Below are 25519 nucleotides of genomic sequence, written 5' to 3' on the forward strand. Positions count from 1 at the left end.
CTTGGCGGCATTCTAAGCGCTGCAACCGGCTTGAACCGGGATGCCGGCACGGCGGACTGCGCAGATCAGAAGCGGGCGCAGCGCTCGCAAGGCACCTGCACCACGGCGTGGTCTTCCAGCCGCACCGCGGTGAGCTCGCCGCCCCACAGGCAACCCGAGTCCAGCGCGATCAGATTGGAAGCGCGGCGATAGCCCAGCGCCGACCAGTGGCCGCACACGACGGTGTGCGTGCGCCAGCGCGCGGCCTCGACGTCGAACCACGGCAGGTGTCCGGGCGGCGGCTCGTCCGGCGCCCCCTTGCTGAAGAACTCCATGTGACCGGCCGGCGTGCAGAAGCGCATCCGTGTGAGCGCATTGACGATGACGCGCAGGCGGTCCCAGCCGGTCAGCGTGTCGCTCCAGGCTGCCGGTTCGCTGCCCCACATGCGATGCATGAACTCGGCGTGCTGCGGCCCGCGCAGCGCGTCCTCGACCTCGCGCGCGAGCAGCATCGCCTGCACCACGTCCCACTGCGGCAGCAGGCCCGCATGCACCATCGCGAATCCGCCCTCGACGTGCATCATCGGCCGCTCGCGCAACCAGGCCAGCAGCTCGTCGCGGTCAGGCGCGTCGAGTACGTGGTGGAAGGTGTCCAGCCGGTGCTGTTTGCCGTGACCGGCGGCGATCATCAGCAGCGACAGGTCGTGGTTGCCGAGCACGGTCACCGCAGCGTCGCCGAGATCGCGCACGAAACGCAGGGTTTCCAGCGACTTCGGACCACGATTGACCAGATCGCCGACAAACCACAGCCGGTCACGACGGCGATCGAAGCCGCAGCGCTCGAGCAGCGTTTCGAGCGGGTCGAAACAACCCTGCAGATCGCCGATCGCCCAGGTGCTCATGCGCCGGTACCGCTGCGAACCTCGCCGGACGGGGCCGGCGACGGTGCCGGGCCGTCACCCTGCGGTACGTATTCCGGCACCCATTGCGCCAGTTCGGCGCGCACGGCGGCCGGCTCGGCCGGCAAGGGGCCGGTCAGCCAGCGCTCGAGCCGGCCCAGCCACAGTGCGTCGTCGATCGCCCGCGCACGCGCGATGCGCACCTTCGGGTGATGGGTGGGGCGCGTCGTCTCGTCGCTGGCCAACAGCTCCTCGTACAACTTTTCGCCCGGGCGCAGTCCAGTGAACTCGATCTTCACCTCGGATTCCGACGCACCGGACAGGCGAATCATGTCGCGCGCCAGATCGGCAATGCGCACCGGTTCGCCCATGTCGAGCACGAAAATCTCCCCGCCCTCGCCCATCAGCGCCGCCTGCAGCACCAGTTGTGCCGCCTCGGGGATGGACATGAAGTAACGGATGATGTCCGGGTGAGTGACCGTGACCGGACCGCCACGGGCGATCTGTTCCTGGAACTTCGGGATGACGCTGCCGGCACTGCCCAGTACGTTGCCGAAGCGCACCGTACTGAACAGGGTATCGCCACCGCGCGCCGCCAGCGCCTGGCAGCCCATCTCGGCCAGCCGCTTGGTCGCGCCCATCACGTTGACCGGATTCACCGCCTTGTCGGTCGACACCAGCACGAAACGCGGTACGCCGCTGGCCTGCGCAGCCCGTGCCGCGGCCAGCGTGCCGCCGACGTTGTTGCGCACGGCTTCCGCCGCGTTCACGTCCTCCATCAGCGGCACGTGCTTGTAGGCCGCCGCGTGGAACACCGCCACCGGCCGGAAGCGCTGCATCGCCGCGAGCAGGCGGTCCTCCTCGCGCACATCGCCGATCACAGGCTCGATGCGCACGTGCGGAAACAGCTCGGCGAATTCCTCGACCAGCGTGTAAAGGAAGAACTCGCTGCGCTCGAAGGCGACGATGGCTGACGGCGAAAAACGTGCGATCTGGCGGCACAGCTCGGAACCGATCGAACCGCCGGCGCCGGTGACCATCACCATCTGCCCTTCGATCAGCTGACGCAGCCGCGGCGCATCGATCTTGACCGGATCCCGCCCGAGCAGATCCTCGACCTCGACCTCGCGTACTGCCGCAACCGCCACCTTGCCGCTGATCAGGTCGTCGAATGACGGCACCGTCATCGGCTTTACGCCGGCACGCACGCAGGCGTTCGCCGCTTCGCGCCGCACCTCGTGCGACGCGTTGGGCATGGCGATGATGGCGTGCGACACCTTCAACTCGCGTGCGAAGCGCTCGAGATCACGAATTGCGCCAAGCACCCGCAGGCCATAAAGGGTGCGATCGTGTTTGCGCGCGTTATCGTCGAGCAGGCCGACCACACGCCACTGCCCGGACCGCCCCAGCTCGCGCAGCAGGCTGGCGGCAGCCTCGCCGGCACCGAGGATGAGCACCGGCTTTCCCTTGGCCATCAGCGATCCGAACTCGCGGTGCTCGCGCCAGGCGCGGTAGGCGAAGCGTCCGCCGCCCATGAGCAAAAGAAGCAACATGGGGTCGAGCACATAGACAGAACGAGGTACCACACCCTTGCCTTGCAACAACCACACGACAACCGGACCGAGGACAGCAACGGCGAGAATCGCTCGTACAAGTCGTTGCAGATCGGGCAGGCTGGCAAAGCGCCAAATACCTTGATAAAGCCCAAACATCCGGAACACCACGACCTGCATCGCGACAATGAACGGCGTCGCATATAGCATGCCGGAAACATACTCGTAGGGGATCGAGAGGTTAAATCGCAACAAGAAGGCCCCCCACCACGCAAGCATGGAGAACAAAGCGTCACTTAAAAATACGAGTGCAGAACGGGAAAAGCGCATGTCAACAGGCAGACTCCGGATTCGGTGCTCAAAACCGCCACTACTGTACATTATCGATCTCGCGTAGAGGGAAGGCGCCCCGATCCGTAGTGGGCCATCGGCACAAGGCCTTAACACGGCAAACACTGCACAGTGGGGTAGCAGGCCGTGATAGGCGAAGTTCGAATGCCGGCACTTTTACGCAACAAGGCCGTCTAGAAAACGAGGGGCGATAAAGTAAGCAGTAGCTCAGCGGGGTGACGCACCAGCGACTCGAGTACTGCCCCTGAATGTCCTGGTTTGCCGCCTGCCATGCGTTCACTGGCGTCCGCAATTTGCTTGTTCTGGATGATATGGGCCGCAGATGACGGCCGTTACCTGTCATGAGACGCACCCTTTACTCGCTAGTCTTACTGACCGCACTTCCTTTCATTCTGCTTCGCACTCTTTGGCGAGGCCTGTATGAACCAGGTTACCGTGAGGACATTCCAGGACGTTTTGGTGTAGGGCGGAAGCAGCTTTTTTTACCGACTCTCTGGCTCCACGCAGTGTCCGTTGGGGAAGTACGTGCCGCGGCTCCGCTCATCGCAACATTGCGTCACCACTGTCCTGATCATCGCATCCTGATCACCCAGATGACCGCCGCTGGACGCGCCACTGCCCATCAGTTGTATGGCGATTTCGCCGACATCGCATGGCTACCGTGGGATCTGCCCTGGGCGCAGCGAGCGTTTCTTCGTCGATGGCGCCCGACACTGGGCATCGTGATCGAGACAGAAATCTGGCCGAATCTGTTACACGAAGCCCGCCGGCTGACAGTGCCGGTGGTGTTGGTCAATGCGCGGCTGTCGGCCCGCTCTGCAGCTCGCTACACTCGGGCTGGCGAGCTTACTCGCGAAGTGCTGGCTGACTTCTCCGCCATCATCGCGCAAACCGACGCCGACGCGGCTAGATTTGCGTCTGTTGGTGCGCTATCCGTGGCGGTTGCGGGTAATCTCAAGTTTGACATCAACCCGCCAGCCGGACAGGTCGACCAGGGGCGCCACTGGCACGCTGCATTGGACAAGCGACGCGTTCTCCTGCTGGCAAGCACCCGCGACAGCGAGGAAGCATTGCTGCTCGACGCACTGCTGCCGCACTTGCCCACCGACGTGCTCATTGCGCTGGTGCCCCGTCACCCTCAACGCTTCGACGAAGTGGCAACGCTCGTTACGGCACGCGGACTAAGCCTTTGCCGGCGCAGCTCTGGCGCACTGCCGGCCGCCGACACGCGTGTCTGGCTTGGCGATGCAATGGGTGAGATGTTCGCCTGGTACGCGCTGGCCGACCTGGCGCTGATCGGCGGCAGCTGGCTGCCCCTGGGCGGACAGAACCTGATTGAGGCCTGCGCCGTCGGCTGTCCGGTGCTGATCGGCCCTCACACCTTCAACTTCGCGCAAGCCACCGAAGATGCGATCGCTGCTGGCGCCGCTGTGCGGGTCGACGACGTACACAGTGCGGCCCGCGAGGCAGGCCGTCTGCTGGCGGAGCCGGCAACGCTCAAGGCGATGGGCGAAGCGGGCCGGGCCTTCGCACAAGCCCATCGCGGCGCCACCGCGCGCACGATGGCGTTGATCGAGCCGCTGCTACCCGACGCTACCTGACCCTCACCGCCCCCGCCTCCACCTTCAGTCGCTGTCGTCCATGTCCGGCGGGAATCTGCACGGTGCCGGCCAGGCGATACGGCCCGACCACGCTCGGTGCCACTTCGACCACGGCGCGGCGCCCGGCGGCCGAGTGGCTTTCCAGCCACCAGCCCTTGTCGTCGCGCGTCGTGCGCATGCCGAAGGGCCGCGCCAGCGGCTCGCCGACGAACACGCCTTCGCCGGGCCAGGCCACGCTTTTCCAGTAGGCCTCGATCAGCGTTTCGCCCTCGGCGTAGTAGGTCATCAGGATGCCCGGGTGCGGAAACTTGCCGAGGTGGTTGCACGGCTCGACCACCGTGCCGTAGCTGCCCGTGGCGCCGGCCCGCAACCATTCGAGGGCGCTCATCTGCGTCCGGTTACCGGTCAGCTGGCCGCCGAAGGAGGTCAGATGATCGGCCGGCGCGCCGGGCAGGAAGGTGAGCGTGTCGATCGCCGGCACCCTGACCGCACCGGTGAAATAGCCGATCACGTCGCGCCGCCCGCCCGCCTCGGCTGCAGTCGGTGTCTCGAAATGCAGGCCGCGCACCTGCTGCACGATTTCGTCGAACATGCCGGCGCGCACATTGCGCGCGGAATCCTCGGTGCGCACCAGATAGACGCTGCCTTTCGGATAGCTGTAGTCCGAGGCGATGCCGCGGTCGATCAGCTGACGCACCTGCTCGACCGATTCGCCGGCCAGCAGCATGGCCGGCCGTGGCATCGGCATGTCCTCGCTCATGGCGCGACCGCCATTGAACATCCGACTGGTCTGCGTCGGCCCGCAGCTGTCGGAGCAGAAGCGTTCGTCGTAGCCGAAGGCGAAGGCCGAGGTGATGCTCATGCAACCGGCGCGCCACGGCTTGGTCCACGCCAGCGCGAACGCCTGGATGCCGGACGGCAGCTTCTGCTCGACTTCCGCCTGCAGCGCCTCGAACTCGGCGCGTGTCAGTGCCGCGCGGTCGTGCGGCAGCCGCACCTCGATCAGGTTCGCCTCCGGTATGCCGCGTCGGATGCGGTAATAGGTGCCGGCATCGACGCTGGCCGGATCGGACACATTGACGATGACCGCCAGCTCGCCCGGGCCCAGCGCTCGCGCGACTTCGGCGAGCGGAAGCAGCAGGGCGAGCAGCAGGGCGAGCAGCAGGCAGCGAAGAAAGACAGTGAGTTTCGGCATGTGGCGTCCGGAGCGCATTTCGATCAGGCCGACAGTCTATATAGGCAAGCGCCTGCGAGACACCTGTCCGCGCGCGGGCATGGCACCATCCGGGCGCAGATCCAGCCCTGCGCCCACGACACTATCCAACGGAGGTTCACTCGAATGCGTTATCAAGCCTATCGTGAGCAGTGCAATGCGGACAGCCTGACGATGATCGACGCTGAAGTCCCGCGCCCCGGTCCGGGTCAGGTACTGGTCAAGATGCGCGCAGCGTCGCTGAACTATCGCGATCTGTTCATCCTGCAGGGCCTGTATCCCGGCGTCGACTCGAAGGATCTGATCCCGCTGTCCGACGGCGCTGGCGAGGTGGTCGAGATCGGCGCTGGCGTCGATCGTTTTGCCGCTGGCGACCACGTGATCGGCACCTTCTTCGAAACATGGATCGCTGGCCGGCTGCAGCCGGCGTATTTCGGCAAAACCCTGGGCGGCACCGCACCTGGCGTGCTTGCCGAATACCGCCTGTTCCCGCAGGAATCGCTGGTCGCCAAACCGGCGCACCTGAGCTTCGAGGAAGCGGCGACCCTGCCCTGCGCCGCGCTGACCGCGTGGAACGCGCTGTTCGAAGGCCCGGCCCCGCTGCGTGCCGGCGAACGCGTGCTGGTGCTCGGCACCGGCGGCGTGTCGATGTTCGCGCTGCAACTGGCGAAGGCGGCCGGCGCCGAGGTGATCGCGACCTCGTCGAGCGACGCCAAGCTGGAAAAGGCAAAGTCGCTGGGCGCGACCACGCTGATCAATTACCGCAGCCACCCGGAGTGGGATCAGGAAGTGCGCACCGCCACCGGCGGCGCAGGCGTGAATCACGTGGTCGAGGTCGGTGGCCCGGGCACGCTGCAGCGCTCGATCGCATCGCTGGGCCAGAACGGCCAGGCGCACCTGATCGGCGTGCTGACCGGCGGCGAAATCAACCCGCTGCCGCTGCTGTTCACCACCTCGACCGTGCGCGGCGTGTTCGTCGGCTCGCGCGAAATGTTCGAATCGATGAATGCGGTGATTTCGCTGCACAAGATCCACCCGGTCATCGATCGCGTGTTCGGCTTCGACGAGGCACGCGCAGCACTCGCACACCAGCAGAGCCAGGCCCACGTCGGCAAGGTGGTGGTGAGTATTGGCTGAGGGTAGAGGGGCTAGGGGCTAGCTGCGTCCAGTCTCCCCAGCCCCTCTCACAGCGCCTTCGCCGAGAAGGTATCGCAGGCCGCCATCTCGCCCTGTTCCAGCCCGCGGCGGAACCAGCGCATGCGCTGCTCGGCGCTGCCGTGGGTGAAGCTCTCCGGCACCACATAGCCCTGCGCCTGCTTCTGCAACGTGTCGTCGCCGATGGCGGTGGCGGCACGCAGGGCCTCCTCGACGTCGCCCTGCTCCAGGATGCTGCGCGAGCGGTTGGCGTGGTGCGCCCAGATGCCGGCGAAGCAGTCGGCCTGCAGTTCCATCCGGACCTGCAGCAGGTTGGCCGCGCGCTCGCCTGCGCGCTGTTTCGCACGCTGCACCTTTTCGGCAATGCCCAGCTGGTGCTGCACGTGGTGCCCGACCTCGTGCGCGATCACATAGGCCTGGGCGAAATCGCCGGGGGCGCCGAAGCGGCGCTGCAGGTCGTCGTAGAAACCGAGGTCGAGATAGACGCGTTCGTCGGCCGGGCAATAGAAAGGCCCCATTGCCGCCTGCCCCATGCCGCAGCCGGTCTGCGTGCCGCCGGTGTAGAGCACCAGCCGCGGCTCGCGGTACTCGCCGCCGCCGGCGCGGAACAGCGCACCCCAGGTGTCCTCGGTGTCGGCCAGCACACGCGAGGTAAAGCGCGCCAGGCCGTCCTGCTCGGCCTGACCGGTCGACTGCACACCCGGCTGTACCGGTGCCTGCTGCTGTGCATCCGGCAGGCCACTGCCCATATTGAGCACCACCGACGGATCGACGCCGAAATACATCGCCACCAGCGCCAGCACGATGGTGCCGATGCCTATGCTGCGCCCGCCACCCGGCAGGCCGCCGCGGGTGCCGCGCCTGTCCTCGATGTTCTCGCTTTCCCGTCCGTCGTCCAGTCGCATGCTCGCCCCCTCCTCGCAGACGCACATGATAGGCGGATCAGGTGGTGGCGGTATCCATCACCGGTAGCCACAGCGTGACCGTGGTGCCCGCGCCGGGCGCACTGACGATTTCGATCTCGCCGCCGTGCAGATCCATGATCTCCTTGACCAGCGACATGCCCAGACCGGTACCCGGAATGTTGCCCGAGGGGTCGGCGCGATAGAAGCGCTCGAAGATGCGCGCCTGCTGCTCGGGCGTCATGCCGATACCCTGGTCGCTCACGTGAATGCCGGCCATCAGGCGCGAGTTACGCGTCACCTCGGTCACCGACAACCTGACCTCGCCGCCGTCCGGCGAGTACTTGAAGGCGTTGGTGATGATGTTGCTCAGCGCGCGCACCATCTTCTCGTGGTCGACGCGGATGCGCGGCATCGACTGCGGCATGTCCAGCGACACGCGATGCGTGTCGCCGGGCATCGTCAGACCTTCCAGCGTCGCGTTGATGAGCATCTTGACCGGCAGGTCCTCGTAGCGGAAATCCTGTCCGGCACGCGCTTCGATGCGGGCAAGGTCAAGCAGGTCGTTGATCAGGTTCACCAGCACGCGCGACTGCCGGTGGATGATGCCGTGCATGCGCCGGCGCGCCGTCTCGTCGTACTCGCGGTTCAGCAGCAGTTCGGCGAAACCGAAGATAGACGACAGCGGCGTGCGCAGTTCGTGCGCCGCCGTGCTGAGGAACTCGCTCTTCATCCGGTCGACTTCGAACTGCTGGGTAATGTCGCGGAAGTAGAGCACCGTTTCCGACCGCCCCTGCGGTGCCACGCGCGCACTGCGCTCGAGCACGCGGCGCTCCGGGCGCAGCAGCCACAGCCGCTGCGCCGCCTCGCTCGACCCGTCGAGCGCGAACTCCGGCCAGGGCTGCGCCGGGTCCGACAGCCCGGCCATGCGCCGGTCGAAGGTCTGCGCGTCCAGCCCCAGCAATTCGCTCTGCGCCAGATGCGTCATGCGCACGAAAGCCGGGTTCACATTGGTCAGGATGCCGTCCGCATCGAAGGTGACGAAGCCGTCGGGCGACAGCGCGAACACCGTGTGCAGGCGATTGGTCCGGCGGATCAGCTTCTGCTCGAATTCGACCCGCTCGGTGATGTCGTCGAACACATCGACGTAGTGCGTCACCTGTCCATCGTTGTCGCGTACCGGTGACGAAGACAGCGCCACCCACATCGTGCGCCCGTCGGCCCGCCGCACTTCTGCCGTCGTGCTGAAGGGCTTGCCATGGGCAACGGCCCAACGCATCTCGTCGCCGACGCGGTCGTCCGACGCACCGTCGGCGGCATACGAGAAAGGACGCCCGATGAGCGCCTGCGCACTGCGCCCGGTCAGTCGCTCGAAAGCTGCATTCACATAGACCACGGGCAGGCCGGCGCGCTGCACGTCGCGAATGAGCACCGCCTCGCTCGACGACTCGAGTGCCCGGTCGTGCAGGCGCATGCGCGTCTGCGCGGCAACCTGCTCGCTCACGTCGCGCAGCAGCAGCGTGTGAACCACGCGCCCGTCATGCATGAACCCGCTGGCCGAGACGGTCACCGGGAACTGCCGTACGCCGCCGCGCAAGCCGGTGCAGTCCTCGTGCCGCGCCAGGCGGGCGCCGGATTGCGCATCGTGCAGCCGCGCGGCGAACCACGCGGCGTCGAACTGCGGCAGCAGACGCGACAGCGGCAGGCCGATCACCTCGTCCGGACGGCGGTCGAACATGTCGGCAGCCGAGCGGTTCATGGTCAGCACCATGCCGCTCTCGTCGGTCGTGACGATGCCGTCGGCAGCCGTGTCGAGCACCGCCGACAGCCGCGTTTCGCTGAGTGCCAGTTCGCGCGTCGTTGCCCGCGCATTGCGGTGCGCCCGGGCGGTCTCGGCCAGCAGTCGCAGCAGATGGAAAAGTACCGCGCTCAGCGCGATACCCATCAGCGGCACCAGCCACAGCACCAGATGGTCGGAGCCGAATCCGGCGGGCGCGCAGGTACGCACCGTCCAGACGTGCCCGGCGACCTCGATCTCGCGCACATCCTCCAGGCCGGACAGCTTCTGACCGGCGCCGGCATTGCTGTAGAGCAGCGTCTCCTTGTCCACGCCCCGACCATCGTGAATGGCGACCACGACATGGTCGGCATAGCCGCGCAGCGCGCTGCCGAACAGATCGTGCGCGCGATAGGGGCTGTAGGCGTAGCCGATCAGCGCGCGCCGGCGCGCCTCGACGGTATCGACTGCGGCGCCGCGCGCATACACCGGGTAGTACAGCAGGAAGCCCGGCTGTACGCCTTCCTTGCCCTCCTGCACCAGAACGACGCGCCCCGAGAGCGCGGCGTCACCGCTGTCGCGCGCGCGGCTCATCGCCGCCGACCGTATCGGCTCCGAATTCATGTCGAAGCCGATCGCCCTGCGGTTGCGCTCGTTCAACGGGGCGAGGAAGAGGATGCTGTGATACTCGGCGCGCGGCGTGTCTGGCTTGATCGCGTAATCGGGCATCTGCCGGCGGATCGCCGCCTCGTGTGCCGCCTTGTCGGCCGCCGGCAAACGCACCGACAGACCGACGCCGAGGATGCCCGGAAAGTTGCGCTCCAGATTGAGCTCGTTCACATAGTCGCGCCACTCGTCGCGCGTGACCTCGCGGCTTGCGCGGACGAGACCGGCCGCACCGCGCAGGATTTCCTCATGCGCGACCATGCGCCGGCGCAACTGGGCAACCACTTTGTCGACTTCGCTTTCGAAGCGCTGCGCGGTGGCGGCGTTCAAGCGGTCCCAAAGCAGCGTACTCACCGCCGCAGTCACCAGCAGGCCGAGCGACAGCGACAGCCAGGCCAGCCAGTCGGGAATGTTCAGCCGGTGGCGCAGGCTGGCGTCGGTCGATGCCATCGTCGCGCTCCGGGCCTGCGGCCCGTCAGCCATCATCGCGCCGACGAGCCTCCGAGCAGGGCGGCGATCCGGTCGAGCAGTTCCATCGGGCTGAAAGGCTTGGTGAGATAGGAGTCAGCCCCCGCCTCACGGCCTGCCTCGATGTCCCGCTGCTGGCCGCGGGCGGTCAGCAGGATGACCGGCACCTGCGCCGTCGCCGGCTGCGCACGCAGACGCCGGCACATTTCCAGCCCGTCCATCGAGCCCGGCATCATCACGTCGAGCAGCACCAGATCAGGCGTGTGCTGCTGGATCTTGCTCCAGCCGATATCGGCGTTCTCGGCCTCGCTCAGTTCGAAGTCGCCGAACTCCAGGGTCATGCGGATGAGCTGACGGATTTCGGGCTGATCCTCGATCACCGCGATGCGGGCGCCCATGTCAGTGCGCCCCCAATGCGCTGGCAGGGGTGGCAATGCAGACAGGGGATGCGTTCATCGCAAGCTCGCGGGAAAGGAATCCGGACAGCTTAACGACGTGAACACGAGTTTGCTTGAGTGGTGTGCGGGACCGGCCCGCACCTCGCGCTCAACCCGCCGCGAACACCAGGATGACCTGATCGACGGCCAGGCTCTCGCCCGCTGCGGCCGACACCTTCTCGACCACGCCGTCGCGCTCGGCACGCAGGATGTTCTCCATCTTCATCGCCTCGATCACCGCCAGCCGCTCGCCAGCCTTGACCGCCTGTCCCGGCTTGACCGCGACTTCGCGCAGCAGACCGGGCATCGGTGACAGCAGGAAGCGCGACATGTCGGGTACGGCCTTCACCGGCATGCGAGCAAGCAGTTCGGCCGCGCGCTGGCTCATCACCTCGGCGTCGACGCGCACGCCGCGATGCTGCAGCCGGTAGCGCAGGCCGATGCGCTCGACCTGCACCGCGAAGGGCTTGCCGTCCAGTTCGCCGCGGTAGACCGGGTCCGATACCTTCCAGTCGGCCACCAGACGATGCGGCTTGCCGTCGATGCTGACCACGTGGTCGTCGCCGTCGACATCCAGCTGTACGAAGTGGGCGACGCCGCGCAGGCGCACCACCGCTTCCGGCTTGATGCGGAACTCGTGGCCCGGCATCTGGCCGACGATGCGCGAGGCGCGCTCGTTGTATCGCTGGTGCACGCTGGCCGCCACCGCCAGAAGAAGCGGCTCGTCCTCGAAGGCCGCGGCGGACGGGTCGAAGCCCTGCGGATACTCCTCGGCGATGAAGGCCGTCGTGAAGCGGCCGGCGGCGAAACGCTCGTGTCCCAGCACCGACGACACGAAGGCGATGTTGTGGTTCGGTCCGCGGATGACGAAGGCGTCGAGCGCGTCGCGCAGGCGGGCGATGGCCTCCTCGCGCGTACGTCCGTGGCAGATGAGCTTGGCGATCATCGAGTCGTAGTGCATCGACACTTCGCCACCTTCATAGACACCGGTGTCGACGCGCACGGCATCGGTCTGCACCGGTGGCCGGTACTTCACCAGACGTCCGACCGAGGGCAGGAAGCCGCGCGCCGGATCTTCGGCACAGATGCGCGCTTCCATCGCCCAGCCATCCAGCTTCACGTCGGCCTGATCGAAAGTGAGCGGCTCGCCGGCGGCGACGCGGATCATCTGTTCGACCAGATCGAGTCCGGTGATCAGCTCGGTCACCGGGTGCTCGACCTGCAGCCGGGTATTCATTTCGAGGAAGTAGAAGGACTTGTCGCGGCCGACCACGAATTCGACCGTGCCGGCCGACTGGTACTGCACCGCCTTGGCCAGCTTCACCGCCTGTTCGCCCATCGCTCGCCGGGTGTCGGCGTCGATGAAGGGCGACGGCGCTTCCTCGATCACCTTCTGGTGGCGGCGCTGGATCGAGCACTCGCGCTCGTTCAGGTACACCACCTTGCCGAACGCATCGCCCAGTACCTGGATTTCGATGTGGCGCGGCTCCTCGACGAATTTCTCGATGAACACGCGATCGTCGCCAAAGGCATTGCGCGCCTCATTGACGCAGGACGCGAAGCCCTCGTGCGCCTCGGCGTCGTTGAAGGCCACGCGCAGGCCCTTGCCGCCGCCGCCGGCACTGGCCTTGATCATCACCGGGTAGCCGATGCCGCGCGCGATCTCGACCGCGCGCTCCGGGCTTTCGATCGGATCGTTCCAGCCGGGAATGGTGTTAACACCCGCTTCCTTGGCCAGCTTCTTCGACGCGATCTTGTCGCCCATGGCGGCGATGGCGTGCGTCTTCGGGCCGATGAACACGATGCCTTCGCGCTCCAGCGCATCGCAGAACGATTCGTTCTCCGACAGGAAGCCGTAGCCCGGGTGCACCGCCTGGGCGCCGGTCGCCTTGCAGGCAGCGATGATCTTGTCAGCCACCAGATAGGACTCACGCGCCGGCGCCGGGCCGATGCAGACGGCTTCGTCCGCCAGTTCGACGTGCAGCGCGTTGGCGTCCGCTTCGGAGTACACCGCGACGGTGGCGATGCCCATGCGGCGCGCGGTGCGGATGACGCGGCAGGCGATCTCGCCGCGGTTTGCGATCAGGATCTTTTCAAACATGGCGGGTCTCCGCTGCGAGGTCGCCCTCACACGCTGCGCGTGTGAAGCGGGGAGTGAGGTTCGCAGCGCGACCGCGCTGCGAGTCGCCGCGGTTCGCGATCAGGATTTTTTCAAACATGGCAGGTCTCCGCTGCAACTTGTGCGACCAACATTCTCATCATCATGTTCAACCTTCCTTCCGCACCATCACAGCGGGATGTTGCCGTGCTTGCGCCACGGGTTCTCGATCTGCTTGTCGCGCAGCATGGCCAGCGAGCGGCAGATGCGCTTGCGCGTTTCGCTCGGCATGATCACGTCGTCGATGAAGCCGCGCTTGCCGGCGATGAAAGGGTTGGCGAACTTCTCGCGGTACTCGGCTTCACGCGCGGTGATCTTGGCCGGGTCGTTCTTCTCTTCGCGGAAGATGATTTCCACCGCGCCTTTCGGCCCCATCACCGCAATCTCCGCACTCGGCCAGGCGAAGTTCACATCGCCGCGCAGATGCTTGGAGCTCATCACGTCGTAGGCGCCGCCGTAGGCCTTGCGCGTGATCACCGTCACCTTGGGCACCGTGCATTCGGCGTAGGCATAGAGCAGCTTGGCGCCGTGTTTGATGATGCCGCCGTATTCCTGCGCGGTGCCCGGCATGAAGCCCGGCACGTCGACCAGCGTGATGACCGGAATGTTGAAAGCGTCGCAGAAGCGCACGAAGCGCGCCGCCTTGATCGAGCTCTTGATGTCCAGACAGCCGGCCAGCACCAGCGGCTGGTTGGCGACGATGCCGACCGTGCTGCCTTCCATGCGCGCGAAGCCGACGACGATGTTCTTCGCGTAGTCGGGCTGGATCTCGAAGAAGTCGCCGTCATCGACGATCTTGAGTATCAGCTCCTTCATGTCGTAGGGCTGGTTTGCGTTGGCCGGCACCAGCGTGTCGAGGCTGGGGTCGAGGCGGTCGGTCGGGTCGGTGCTCGGGCGCACCGGCGGCTTCTCGCGGTTGGACAGCGGCAGGTAATTGAACAGGCGGCGCGTGTACATCAGCGCATCGACGTCATTCTCGAAGGCGAGGTCGGCCACGCCGGATTTCGTCGTGTGGGTGGTCGCACCACCGAGGTCCTCGGCGGTCACTTCTTCGTGCGTAACCGTCTTCACGACTTCCGGGCCGGTCACGAACATATAGCTCGAATCGCGCACCATGAAGATGAAGTCTGTCATCGACGGCGAATACACCGCGCCGCCGGCGCACGGTCCCATCACCAGCGAAATCTGCGGAATGACGCCAGAGGCCATCACATTGCGCTGGAACACTTCGGCATAGCCGCCGAGCGAGGCGACGCCTTCCTGGATGCGGGCGCCGCCCGAATCGTTGAGGCCGATCACCGGCGCGCCCACCTTCATTGCCTGGTCCATCACCTTGCAGATCTTTTCCGCGTGCGACTCGGACAGCGAGCCGCCGAACACGGTGAAGTCCTGCGAGAACACAAACACCAGCCGGCCATTGATGGTGCCGTAGCCGGTCACCACGCCGTCGCCCGGCACCGAGTCGTCGGCCATGCCGAAGTCGGTACAGCGGTGTTCCTTGAACATGTCCCACTCTTCGAAACTGCCTTCGTCGAGCAGCACTTCGAGGCGTTCGCGCGCGGTCAGCTTGCCGCGCGCATGCTGCGCGTCGATGCGGCGCTGGCCGCCACCGAGGCGGGCCTTCTCGCGCTTTTCGTCGAGCTTGCGGATGATGTCGTGCATCGTCAGTCCTCCGTGAATTCAGTCCATCGCCTGCAGCAGCCGCAGTGCGGCCGCCGATGCAGGCAGGGTGCCGGCGGCCACCGCCGCGCGGATGTCCGGCAGCGCAGCGCGCACCGCCGCGTGATGTTCGAAACGATGGCGCAGGCCCTGATCGACCAGCGCCCACATCCAGTCCAGCGCCTGCCGGCTGCGCCGCGCCTCCCAGGCGCCGCTGGCCTGCATGGCATCGCGGTAGCGCAGGATGGCCGACCAGAAATCATCCAACCCGGCATGCTTCACCGCCGACACCTTGAGCACCGGCACCGTCCAGTCGGGCGAGGCCGCGCGCAACAGGTGAAGCGCGCCCTTCATCTGCTGCATCGCGCGCTCGGCCGCGGTTTCATCGAGATCGGCCTTGTTGAACACGACCACATCGGCCAGTTCGACGATGCCCTTCTTGATCGCCTGCAGGTCGTCGCCCGCATTGGGCAGCTGCAGCAGCACGAACACGTCGGTCATGCCGGCCACCGCGGTTTCCGACTGACCGACGCCGACGGTTTCGACGATGACCACATCGAAGCCGGCCGCCTCGCACACCAGCATGGCTTCGCGCGTGCGCGCCGCCACGCCGCCCAGACTGCCGGCCGACGGTGACGGACGGATGAAGGCGTCCAGGCTCTGCGACAGATGCTCCATGCGCGTCTTGTCGCCGAGGATGGAGCCGCCGGTGATCGAGGACGACGGGTCGATCGCCAGCACCGCCACCTTGTGCCCCTTCGCGATCAAGGCCAGACCGAGCGCCTCGATGAAAGTCGATTTGCCGACACCGGGCACGCCGGAAATGCCGACGCGGATCGAGCGGCCGGTGCGTGGCAGCAGCGCGCGCAGCACCTCGCCGGCGCGCAGCTGGTGATCGTCGCGCGTCGATTCGATCAGCGTGATGGTCTTGGCCAGCGCGCGGCGCTGGCCGGCCAGAACGCCATCAATCAGGGACTGATCGGACGCTTCGATCACGCGACCTTCGCCCGAATCGCGTCCAGCGTGTCCTTCGCGGCTTTCGGGATCGGCGTGCCGGGACCGAACACGCAGGACACACCGTGACCGTACAGCTCGTCGTAGTCCTGCGCAGGAATGACACCGCCGACCACCACCACGATGTCGTCCGCGCCTTCTGCCCGTAACGCCGCGATCAGCTGCGGCACCAGCGTCTTGTGGCCGGCCGCCAGCGTCGATACGCCGACCGCATGCACGTCGTTCTCGATCGCCTGGCGCGCCGCTTCTTCCGGCGTCTGGAACAGCGGTGCGATGTCCACGTCAAAGCCGAGGTCGGCGAAGGCGGTGGCGATCACCTTGGCGCCGCGGTCGTGACCATCCTGGCCCAGCTTGGCGATCAGGATGCGCGGGCGACGACCTTGCTCTTCGGCAAACTGGCTGACCTCCTCCTTCATCGCGCCCCATCCTTCGTCATCGGCCACCACGGACTGATACACGCCACTCACCGCCTGCGTACTCGCGCGGTGACGGCCCCACACCTTCTCCAGTGCATCCGACACCTCGCCCACCGTGGCGCGCGCGCGCATCGCGGCGACCGACAGTTCGAGCAGATTGCCCTGGCCGGATTCGGCCGCGGTGGTCAGTGCCGCCAGCGCGGCATTCACTGCCGCGGCGTCGCGGCTGGCGCGGATGCGTGCCAGCTGCGCCACCTGCGATTCGCGCACCGCGACATTGTCGATCACCAACACGTCGAGCGCGTCTTCCTTGTCCAGCCTGTACTTGTTCACGCCGACGATAACGTCGCGGCCGGAGTCGATGCGCGCCTGTTTTTCGGTCGCGCACTTCTCGACCTGCAGCTTGGCCCAGCCCGACTCGACCGCCTTGGTCATGCCGCCCATCTGCTCGACTTCCTCGATGATGGCCCAGGCGTGGTCGGCCATGTCCTGGGTCAGCTTTTCCATCATGTAGCTGCCGGCCCAGGGGTCGATCACATTGGTGATGTGCGTCTCTTCCTGCAGGATGAGCTGGGTGTTGCGCGCGATGCGGGCCGAAAATTCGGTCGGCAGCGCGATCGCCTCGTCGAAGCTGTTGGTGTGCAACGACTGCGTGCCGCCGAACACCGCGGCCATCGCCTCGACCGTGGTGCGGACCACGTTGTTGTACGGGTCCTGCTCGGTGAGCGACCAGCCCGAGGTCTGGCAGTGGGTGCGCAGCATCTTGGACTTCGGGCTTTTGGCACCGAAGCCATCCATGATGCGGCTCCACAGCAGTCGTGCCGCGCGGAGCTTGGCCACTTCCAGATAGAAGTTCATGCCGATGGCGAAGAAGAAGCTCAGTCGCCCGGCGAATTCATCGACGTCCATGCCGCGCGCCATCGCGGTGCGCACGTATTCCATGCCGTCGGCCAGCGTCAGCGCCAGTTCCAGGCCCTGGGTCGCACCCGCTTCCTGCATGTGATAGCCGGAGATCGAGATCGAGTTGAAGCGCGGCATGTTGCGCGCGGTGTATTCGATGATGTCGGCGACGATGCGCATCGACGGCTGGGGCGGATAGATATAGGTGTTCCGCACCATGAACTCTTTGAGAATGTCGTTCTGGATCGTGCCCGACAGCTGCGCCTGCGGCACGCCCTGTTCCTCGCCGGCGACGATGAAGCCGGCCAGCACCGGCAGCACGGCGCCATTCATCGTCATCGACACGCTGATCTTGTCGAGCGGAATGCCGTCGAACAACCGCTTCATGTCTTCCACGCTGTCGATCGCCACGCCGGCCTTGCCGACGTCACCGACCACGCGGGGGTTGTCCGAGTCGTAGCCGCGGTGGGTGGCCAGGTCGAAGGCCACCGACACGCCCTGGGCGCCGGCGGCCAGCGCCTTGCGGTAGAAGTTGTTCGATTCTTCGGCGGTCGAGAAGCCGGCGTACTGGCGGATGGTCCACGGCCGCGCCGCGTACATCGTCGCCTGCGGGCCGCGCACGAAGGGCGCGAAGCCGGGCAGCGTATCGGCGTTGGGCAGCCCCTCGACGTCGGCGCGGGTGTACAGCGCTTTCACCGTCAGGCCTTCCGGCGTCTTCCAGTCCAGGTTGGCGGCGTCGCCGCCGGGCGCGGATTTGGCGGCAGCCTTGAGCCACGCTGCGTATTCAGGGTGGGCGCTGCCCGTCGTGTCGGCCATGGTTCTGTCCTTGCGGATTGCGGGTCGGCGCTGCCGGCACGGCATCGGTCGGATACCGGCTTGACTCAGCGCGCAACGGAGAATACTTTATCCATAATTATGAATGCAAGCGGATGTTGCGTTGCAGAAAACAGGGTCGGTCCCGATCTTGGCCGGCTGGCTGCAACCGGCTTTTCGCCCCTCATCCGCGCTCAGCTCGAAACACACACATGAACAGCGAAACCCTGAATCCCTCCGCCGAAGCCATCGCTCCGCGCGCTCTGTATATAGAGGTCGCCGACCGTCTGCGCCGGCTGATCCAGAGTCACGCGATGGCACCCGGCGAGTGGATAGACGAACAGGCGCTCGCCACCCAGTACGGTATTTCGCGCACGCCGCTGCGCGAGGCGCTGAAGGTGCTCGCCACCGAGGGCATGGTGGTGCTTAAGCCGCGCCGCGGCTGCTACGTCGCGCAGATCAGCGGCGGCGACCTGGAAGAGATCTATCCCATCATGGCGCTGCTGGAAGGTGAGTGCGCCGCCGGCGCCGCCCGCCGCGCATCCGACGCCGACCTCGCCGAACTGGCGACGCTGCACCAGATGCTGGAGGACAGCGCGGCCGCGCGCGACATCGACCGCTTCTTCGACGCCAACCAGCGCTTCCACCTGCTCATCCATCACATCGCCGGCAACAGGCGGATGGCGCAGATGATCGACGAACTGCGCGCCGTGCTGAAGCTGCAGCGGCACGACTCGCTCTACCTCGAAGGCCGGCTGGTCGCCTCTTTGGAAGAGCACCGCGTGCTGCTCGCCGCGCTGCAGGCGCACGATGCCGAAGCGGCCCGCCGCGCGATGCAGGAACACATCGAAAGCAGCCGCCGGGCACTGAGCAGCTGACGTCTGCAGGAGGTCTCGACCCCGGCCGAGGCGTGTATCGAAGCTCGCCCACCGAGGTGGGCGCGTCGCGATCAAAGCTGGCGCCTACAGTCGCGGCAGCGCCGGCCGTAAAGGCGATTGCCTCGTCGCCGGCACCGGCGCAGGATGCATCCGCCTTGACCTTATCCGGGAGTCGCCGTGAAATCCGCTGTCGCCACCGCCCTGCTCGCCCTGTTCATGCCCACCGCGCATGCCCTCGAACTGCTGGTTCCCGCCTACTTCTATCCGGCCGATGAGGGCGCGAGCTACTGGCAGTCCCTGACCGACTCGGCGCCCGAGGTCGGCATCACCGCCATCCTGAATCCGGACAGCGGGCCGGGCAGCACGCTCGACGCCCACTACACCGCCGTGGTGGGCAGCCTGCAGGCTGCAGGCGGCCGCGTGATCGGCTATGTGCACACGTCCTACGGTACGCGCAGCGCCGCCACCGTGCGCACCGAGATCGACCGCTACTACGCGCTGTACGGTGTCGACGGCATCTTCATCGACGAAATGTCGAACGACACCGCCCACCTCGGCTACTACCAGTCGCTGCACGACTACATCCGCGGGCTGGATGGCAGCGGCTTCATCGTCGGCAATCCGGGCACGCAGACCGCCCCGGACTACCTCGCCACCGCCGACGTGCTGGTCACCTTCGAAAGCCCGGCCGCCGAATACGCCGGCTACGAGGCGGACGCCTGGACACAGTCGCAGGACGCCAGCCGCTTCGCTCACCTGGTCTACGAGGTGCCGGACGCTGCCGCAATGCAGGCGGTGATCGCCCGCGCGCGCGCGATGAACGTGGGCCATGTCTATGTCACCGACGACGACATCAGCAACCCGTGGGATACGCTGCCGTCCTACTGGGCGGCCCAGACCGCCGCCGTGGCCGCGGTGCCGGAACCGTCTGCCTGGGCGACGCTGGCAGCCGGCCTTGGCCTGATCGGCGCCCGGCTGCGCCGCCGTCGCTGAGGCGCTGGACACGCGGCGCCAGCCGCGAACACAATGCACGCATGAACACCCGTGGCCGACCACCATGCCGCTGACCCCGACCAAGCGCTGGGTCGCGCTGCGCCACACCGGCCACGGGCACCCGTCTCCGCACCGCCTCACGCGACGCGTTTCGCGCCCCTTCTCATTGCGGAGACACCATGAACTTCAGCTTCCGACCCAAGCTTCTCGACACGCTGCCCGGTTATGACCGCGGCCAGTTTTCCGGCGACCTGTCGGCCGGCCTGACGGTCGGCGTGCTGGCGCTGCCTCTGGCCATGGCCTTCGCCATCGCCAGCGGCATGTCGCCGACCGCCGGCATCTGGACCGCCATCGTCGCCGGTTTCCTGATTTCCGCACTCGGCGGATCACGGGTTCAGATCGGCGGCCCGACCGGCGCCTTCATTCCCATCATCTACGCCATCGTCGCCGACTACGGCGTGCAGAACCTGCTGATCGCAACGATGATGTCCGGCGTCATGCTGCTGGCCATGGGCGCCTTCCGGCTCGGCAGCATGATCCGCTTCATCCCGCTGTCGGTGGTGATCGGCTTCACCAACGGCATTGCCGTCGTCATCTTCATTTCGCAGATCAAGGATTTCCTCGGGCTGAAGATCGACGCGCTGCCGGGCGAGTTCTTCGGCAAGATGCGCGCGCTGTTCGACGCGCTGCCGACGCTGGACCTGCCGACGCTGTCGCTGTCGCTCGCGTCGCTGGCCGTGCTGCTGGGCTGGAATCGCGTGGCGAAGGACATCGCCTGGATGCGCCGGCTGCCCGGGCCGCTGGCGGTACTGCTGATCGCCACCGCAGCCAACGCGCTGCTGCAGCTTCCGGTCGACACCATAGGCAGCCGCTTCGGCGGCATTCCGCGCGAACTGCCGGACGTCGGCCTGCCGGCACTGTCGCTCGGCCTGCTCGGCAAACTGATCGCACCGGCGCTGGCGATCGCGCTGCTCGGCGCCATCGAGTCGCTGCTGTCTGCGCGCGTGGCGGACAGCCAGATCGACGACCGGCACGACCCGAACCAGGAACTGATGGCGCAGGGCATCGCCAATGTCGCCGCACCGCTGTTCGGCGGCTTCGCGGCCACCGGCGCCATCGCGCGCACCGCCACCAATGTGCGCACCGGCGGCCGCACGCCGGTGGCCGGCATGCTGCACGCGACGGTGCTGCTCGTCATCGTGCTGGCGGCCGCACCGCTGGCCGCGCACATCCCGCTGGCCACGCTGTCGGCCATCGTCGTCGTCGTGTCGATCAACATGGGCGAATGGCACGCTTTCGCGCCGTCGGAACTGCGCCGCTATTCGGCGCCCTACCGCACCATCCTGCTCGCCACCTTCTTCGTCACCGTGGTGTTCGACCTGACGCTGGCGGTGGAACTGGGCATGGTGCTGGCCAGCCTGTTCTTCATCTACCGCATGTCCGACCTGACGCGCATCGATCGCCTGCCGCTGGAAGAGCACTACGGCATCGAAGCACTCGCGCGCGCCGACGGCACGCCGCGCATCCTCGCCTACCGGCTGACCGGTTCGCTGTTCTTCGGCGCCGCCAACAAGCTGGAGAACCTGCTGCTGATGCAGGACGGCCATCCGGACGCAGTCATCCTCGACCTGGAAAAGGTGATCAGCATCGACACCACCGGCCTGGACATCCTGCAGACACTGCAGCGCAATCTCGCGCGGCGCGGTGCCACGCTCATCCTGTGCGACCTGAACGACCAGCCGGCCTCGCTGATCCGCCGCTCGGGCTTTGCTGCGCGGCTGGGCGAGGACAACATCGCCGGCAACCTGACCGACGCCCTGCTGCGCGCGCAGGCGGTGCACCCGACGACGCCAGCCGTCAGCTACACGTGAGCGCCCCCAGACCTGCCGCTTCGCGTCAGGCCCCCCGAGGGGGTCAAGAAAACTCGGAAGCGGCCCAGCGTTTTGTTGTGAGCGCCCCCAGACCTGCCGCTTCGCGTCAGGCCCCCCGAGGGGGGTCAAGAAAACTCGGGAACGGCCCAGCGTTCTCTTGAGAGTTCCGGCCGGCCGATACGTCGTTCACCGTATTGGCCGCGCCGGCCGCATTCGCAGAATGGGAGGTCTTCCACCTTCTTTTCCACCCATTCCGCAGCGGAGGCCACTCATGCACCACGGGGACATTTCGAGCAGCAAGGACACGGTCGGCGTCGCCGTCGTCAACTACAAGATGCCGCGCCTGCACACGAAGGCCGAGGTGCTGGACAACGCCCGCAAGATCGCCGACATGATCGTCGGCATGAAGTCCGGCCTGCCCGGGCTCGATCTGGTCATCTTCCCGGAGTACAGCACGCACGGGATCATGTACGACTCGAAGGAGATGTACGACACAGCCTCCGCCATCCCTGGTGAGGAAACCGACATTTTCGCGGCCGCCTGCAGGAAGGCCAAGGTGTGGGGCGTGTTCTCGCTGACCGGCGAACGGCACGAGGAACACCCGAACAAGGCGCCGTACAACACCCTCATCCTGATGAACGACCAGGGCGAAATCGTCCAGAAGTACCGCAAGATCATGCCCTGGGTGCCGATCGAGGGCTGGTATCCGGGCGACTGCACTTACGTGTCGGACGGCCCCAAGGGCCTGAAGGTGAGCCTCATCATCTGCGACGACGGAAACTACCCGGAAATCTGGCGCGACTGCGCGATGAAGGGTGCCGAACTGATCGTCCGCTGCCAGGGCTACATGTACCCGGCCAAGGACCAGCAGGTGACGATGGCGAAAGCCATGGCCTTCGCCAACAACGTCTACGTCGCGGTCGCCAACGCGGCCGGCTTCGACGGCGTCTATACCTACTTCGGCCACTCGGCCATCGTCGGCTTCGACGGCCGCACGCTGGGCGAATGCGGCGAGGAGGAAATGGGCATGCAGTACGCGGCACTGTCCAAGAGCCTGATCCGCGATTTCCGCAAGAACGGCCAGTCGGAAAACCACCTGTTCAAGCTGCTGCACCGCGGCTACACCGGCCTGATCAATTCGCGCGAAGGCGACAAGGGCGTGGCCACCTGCCCCTACGACTTCTACTCGAAGTGGATCAACGATCCTGAAGGCACGCGCAAGGCGGTCGAAGCCTTCACGCGCGACACCGTCGGCACCGAGGAATGCCCGATCGAAGGCCTGCCCAACCCGTCTACCGTCGGTCACAAATGAAGTTGCACGACCCGGTGGCGCCGGACGACGCGCTGGCCGACTGGCGCATCCGGGACGAACCCTGGTATGCGCCGGTCGGCGGCGAGATCGCCGCCTTCGAGGCGGCGCACGCGCGCGGCCTGCCGCTGATGCTCAAGGGCCCGACCGGTTGCGGCAAGACGCGCTTCGTCGAGCACATGGCCTGGCGGCTGGGCCTGCCGCTGATCACGGTCGCCTGCCACGAGGATCTGTCGGCCGGCGACCTGATCGGGCGCTTCCTGCTCGACGCCGGCGGCACGCGCTGGCAGGACGGTCCGCTTACCCGAGCGGTGCGCTTCGGCGCGATCTGCTATCTGGACGAGCTGGTGGAAGCGCGCGCCGACACCACGGTACTGATCCACCCGCTGACCGACGCGCGCCGCCAGCTGCCGCTGGCCGCCACCGGCGAACTGCTGCACGCGCATCCGGATTTCCGGCTAGTCGTGTCCTACAACCCGGGTTACCACGGCGTGCACAAGACGCTGAAGGCGTCGACCCGGCAGCGTTTCACCGCACTCGAGTTCGGCTACCCGGATCCGGCACGCGAAGCGGCCATCGTGATGCACGAATCTGGCGTCGTCGAGGTCATCGCGAAGCAACTGGTGACGCTGGCCGAGCGCACGCGCCGTCTGGCGGGCGATGTCCTGGACGAGGGCGCATCCACCCGCATGCTCATCCACGCTGGCCTGCTGATCGCCGAGGGCCTGGCACCCCACGCCGCCTGCCTGCAGGCCATCGCGGTGCCGCTGTCCGACGACCCGGAAGTCGCTCAGGCGCTGGTCGCCATGGTCGATGCCTGCATCGCCTGAATCCGCACTGCCCGGCGGACGTCCGCTGGGCATCTATCTGGACGCGCTGTGGTCGGTGCAGCCGCGACTGACGACGCTCGCCACGCAGGACGACCGCCCGCGTGCCGTCCTGTCGCGTGCCGGCACGCGGCCGGTGCTGCACCTGCCAGCAGACAACGCGCTGCTCACCCGCGCCCGCGCCGCCCACGCGGCTGCCCACCTTGTTTACGGCGACGCGCCGCAGCCGCGCGCGAAACTGAAGCAGATACAGCGCGTGCTGCTGGAAACGCTGGAGGACGCCCGGGTCGAATGGCTGGCGATGCGGGACCTGCCGGGCCTGCGTTCGCTGTGGGCGCCCTTCCATATCGCCGGCCCGGACGACGGCAACGGCTTCGACGCGCTGCTGGTGCGGCTGGCGCACGCGCTGTTCGACCCGGCGCATGCCGACGGCCACGCCTGGATCGCCAAGGTGCGCCGGCTGTTCTTTACAGCCGATGGCACGCTCGCGCTCGACACGCCGCAGCGGCTGCGCGAGGCGGCATCGCTTCTCGGCAACGACATCGGCCAGATGCGCCTGAATTTCAATGCCGCCGGCTGGCGGGTCGAGCCGGCCTACCGGGACGACAACCACCACCTGTGGATCGCCGATGACAAGCTGCCGCCGTCCGCTACGCCACTCGAACGCGAGGACGCCGACAGCCACGGCAGCGGCGACGACGACAACGCAGTGACGGCGGAACGTCCGCCGCCGCAGGCGACCGGCAGCGCCGATCAGGGCGAAGGTGCGGCCACCGCACTGTGGTCGGAAGCGCCGCTGCGCGTGCTGAAGTACCCGGAGTGGGATCGCCTGATCACGCGACTGCGGCCGGACTGGTGCACGGTGATCGAAAGCCGCCCGCTCGAAGTCGACGCCACGGCACTGCGTGCGCGACTGCGGGCGCAAGTCCGCCGGCCACCCGCTGCGCAACGCCGCTCAGCGGGGCGCCCCAACAGCGGCCGCGAGCGCGACGGCGAAGTGCTGCACACGGACGCGCTGATCGAGGCGGGCATCGCGCTGCGCACACGCACGCGGCCGCCGTCACGGCTGTATCGCGCAGCCCATGCAACGGACAGCGGCCGCGATCTGCTGCTGCTGATCGACGCGTCCGCCTCCACCGCGCAGCCCTGCGCGGATGGCCGACCGCTGCTCGAACACCTGCGCGACGCCGCCTTGCTGGCCGCACACGCACTCGAACGCGAAGCTCACATTGTCCGCGTGTGGGCTTTCGCGTCGGATACGCGACATCGCGTGCGCGTGCAGCACCTGAAGGACGAGCACGACGGCGCGCTGGATGCGCGCGTCTGCGCCCGCGCTGCCGGGCTGCGCAGTCACGGCTCGACACGCATCGGCGCCGCGCTGCGTCACGCCGCCGCCCATGCGCGGGGCGAGCGGCCGCTGATCGTGCTGCTGACCGACGGCGAACCGCACGACATCGACGTGCATGACCCGCGCTATCTGCTTGAGGATGTGAAGAAGGCGGTCGGCGAAGCGCGCCGCGCCGGCGTGACGGTGCAGTGCTTGCACGTCGGCCCGGCCGCACCGTCAGCGCTGCGCCACGCCTTCGACGCCGGCCGCTGCGTTGCCGTCGATCCGCGGCACATCATCGACGTGCTGCTGTCCGGCCTGCGGCGTGGCTGACCCGCCACCGCGTCCGCTGG

At 67.0% G+C, this 25519-nt stretch carries 19 protein-coding genes; 8 read left to right on the top strand and 11 right to left on the bottom strand.

Going from position 1 to position 25519, the window contains the following annotated elements; genetic code table 11:
- Positions 1-65: 65 nt before the first annotated feature.
- Together IV112_RS05395 and IV112_RS05400 are read right to left on the bottom strand one after the other, a co-directional pair.
- Positions 66-881, bottom strand: a complete 816-nt coding sequence (locus tag IV112_RS05395; RefSeq protein ID WP_304001567.1) for a symmetrical bis(5'-nucleosyl)-tetraphosphatase — start codon at positions 879-881, stop codon at positions 66-68.
- Positions 878-2761 carry a polysaccharide biosynthesis protein gene (locus tag IV112_RS05400; RefSeq protein WP_304001681.1) on the bottom strand — a complete coding sequence of 628 codons (1884 nt, stop codon included), beginning with the start codon at positions 2759-2761 and terminating at the stop codon, positions 878-880. The genes IV112_RS05395 and IV112_RS05400 overlap by 4 nt, the downstream gene beginning before the upstream one ends.
- A 362-nt stretch (positions 2762-3123) precedes the next feature.
- Here IV112_RS05400 and waaA point away from each other — a divergent pair, with 362 nt between their 5' ends.
- Positions 3124-4383 (top strand): lipid IV(A) 3-deoxy-D-manno-octulosonic acid transferase, encoded by a 1260-nt coding sequence (gene waaA / locus IV112_RS05405; RefSeq protein WP_304001569.1) that lies wholly within the window; start codon positions 3124-3126, stop codon positions 4381-4383.
- Here waaA and IV112_RS05410 read toward each other — a convergent pair.
- A complete protein-coding gene (locus tag IV112_RS05410; RefSeq protein WP_304001570.1) occupies positions 4376-5578 on the bottom strand; it encodes a TIGR03790 family protein in 1203 nt (400 codons plus the stop codon). The two genes, waaA and IV112_RS05410, sit on opposite strands and share 8 nt — an antisense overlap.
- Before the next feature lie 144 nt (positions 5579-5722).
- Between IV112_RS05410 and IV112_RS05415 the strand changes: the two genes are divergently transcribed.
- The gene (locus IV112_RS05415; RefSeq protein ID WP_304001573.1) at positions 5723-6733 is read left to right on the top strand and encodes a zinc-dependent alcohol dehydrogenase family protein; all 1011 of its coding nucleotides are present in this window, start codon (positions 5723-5725) and stop codon (positions 6731-6733) included.
- A 47-nt stretch (positions 6734-6780) separates the two neighbouring features.
- On the opposite strand, the gene ypfJ is transcribed toward IV112_RS05415, so the two are convergent.
- The 8 genes from ypfJ to scpA all read right to left on the bottom strand — a co-directional run bounded on the left by ypfJ (position 6781) and on the right by scpA (position 17964).
- Positions 6781-7656: a KPN_02809 family neutral zinc metallopeptidase gene (gene ypfJ / locus IV112_RS05420; protein ID WP_304001575.1), complete on the bottom strand. Its 876-nt coding sequence runs from the start codon at positions 7654-7656 to the stop codon at positions 6781-6783.
- Positions 7657-7693: 37 nt separating this feature from the next.
- A complete protein-coding gene (locus tag IV112_RS05425) occupies positions 7694-10546 on the bottom strand; it encodes a CHASE domain-containing protein (protein ID WP_304001594.1) in 2853 nt (950 codons plus the stop codon).
- A gap of 32 nt (positions 10547-10578) precedes the next feature.
- The gene (locus IV112_RS05430; RefSeq protein WP_304001597.1) at positions 10579-10962 is read right to left on the bottom strand and encodes a response regulator transcription factor; all 384 of its coding nucleotides are present in this window, start codon (positions 10960-10962) and stop codon (positions 10579-10581) included.
- A 148-nt stretch (positions 10963-11110) separates the two neighbouring features.
- The gene (locus IV112_RS05435; protein ID WP_304001598.1) at positions 11111-13102 is read right to left on the bottom strand and encodes an acetyl-CoA carboxylase biotin carboxylase subunit; all 1992 of its coding nucleotides are present in this window, start codon (positions 13100-13102) and stop codon (positions 11111-11113) included.
- On the bottom strand, positions 13095-13220 hold the full coding sequence (locus tag IV112_RS05440) for a hypothetical protein (protein ID WP_304001601.1): 126 nt from the start codon (positions 13218-13220) through the stop codon (positions 13095-13097). Before IV112_RS05440 ends, IV112_RS05435 begins: the two co-directional genes overlap by 8 nt.
- A gap of 68 nt (positions 13221-13288) precedes the next feature.
- A complete protein-coding gene (locus IV112_RS05445; protein ID WP_304001604.1) occupies positions 13289-14821 on the bottom strand; it encodes an acyl-CoA carboxylase subunit beta in 1533 nt (510 codons plus the stop codon).
- Between the two features lie 18 nt (positions 14822-14839).
- Positions 14840-15814: a methylmalonyl Co-A mutase-associated GTPase MeaB gene (gene meaB / locus IV112_RS05450; RefSeq protein ID WP_304001608.1), complete on the bottom strand. Its 975-nt coding sequence runs from the start codon at positions 15812-15814 to the stop codon at positions 14840-14842.
- Positions 15811-17964: a methylmalonyl-CoA mutase gene (gene scpA, locus IV112_RS05455; protein WP_304001611.1), complete on the bottom strand. Its 2154-nt coding sequence runs from the start codon at positions 17962-17964 to the stop codon at positions 15811-15813. The genes meaB and scpA overlap by 4 nt, the downstream gene beginning before the upstream one ends.
- 209 nt (positions 17965-18173) lie before the next feature.
- On the opposite strand from scpA, the gene IV112_RS05460 reads away from it, so the two are divergent.
- From IV112_RS05460 to IV112_RS05485, 6 genes are all read left to right on the top strand, one after another.
- Positions 18174-18839, top strand: coding sequence for a GntR family transcriptional regulator (locus IV112_RS05460; RefSeq protein ID WP_304001612.1), 666 nt, complete (start codon positions 18174-18176; stop codon positions 18837-18839).
- Positions 18840-19016: 177 nt separating this feature from the next.
- Positions 19017-19832, top strand: coding sequence for a spherulation-specific family 4 protein (locus tag IV112_RS05465; protein ID WP_304001615.1), 816 nt, complete (start codon positions 19017-19019; stop codon positions 19830-19832).
- Positions 19833-20011: 179 nt separating this feature from the next.
- Positions 20012-21703, top strand: coding sequence for a SulP family inorganic anion transporter (locus IV112_RS05470; protein ID WP_304001617.1), 1692 nt, complete (start codon positions 20012-20014; stop codon positions 21701-21703).
- A 271-nt stretch (positions 21704-21974) separates the two neighbouring features.
- On the top strand, positions 21975-23015 hold the full coding sequence (locus IV112_RS05475) for an aliphatic amidase (RefSeq protein WP_304001620.1): 1041 nt from the start codon (positions 21975-21977) through the stop codon (positions 23013-23015).
- Positions 23012-23842, top strand: a complete 831-nt coding sequence (locus IV112_RS05480; RefSeq protein ID WP_304001623.1) for a CbbQ/NirQ/NorQ/GpvN family protein — start codon at positions 23012-23014, stop codon at positions 23840-23842. The genes IV112_RS05475 and IV112_RS05480 overlap by 4 nt, the downstream gene beginning before the upstream one ends.
- Positions 23826-25499, top strand: a complete 1674-nt coding sequence (locus IV112_RS05485) for a nitric oxide reductase activation protein NorD (RefSeq protein ID WP_304001625.1) — start codon at positions 23826-23828, stop codon at positions 25497-25499. Before IV112_RS05480 ends, IV112_RS05485 begins: the two co-directional genes overlap by 17 nt.
- Positions 25500-25519 lie beyond the last annotated feature (20 nt).

The organism is Methyloversatilis discipulorum (assembly GCF_018780585.1).
GTDB lineage: Bacteria > Pseudomonadota > Gammaproteobacteria > Burkholderiales > Rhodocyclaceae > Methyloversatilis > Methyloversatilis discipulorum_B.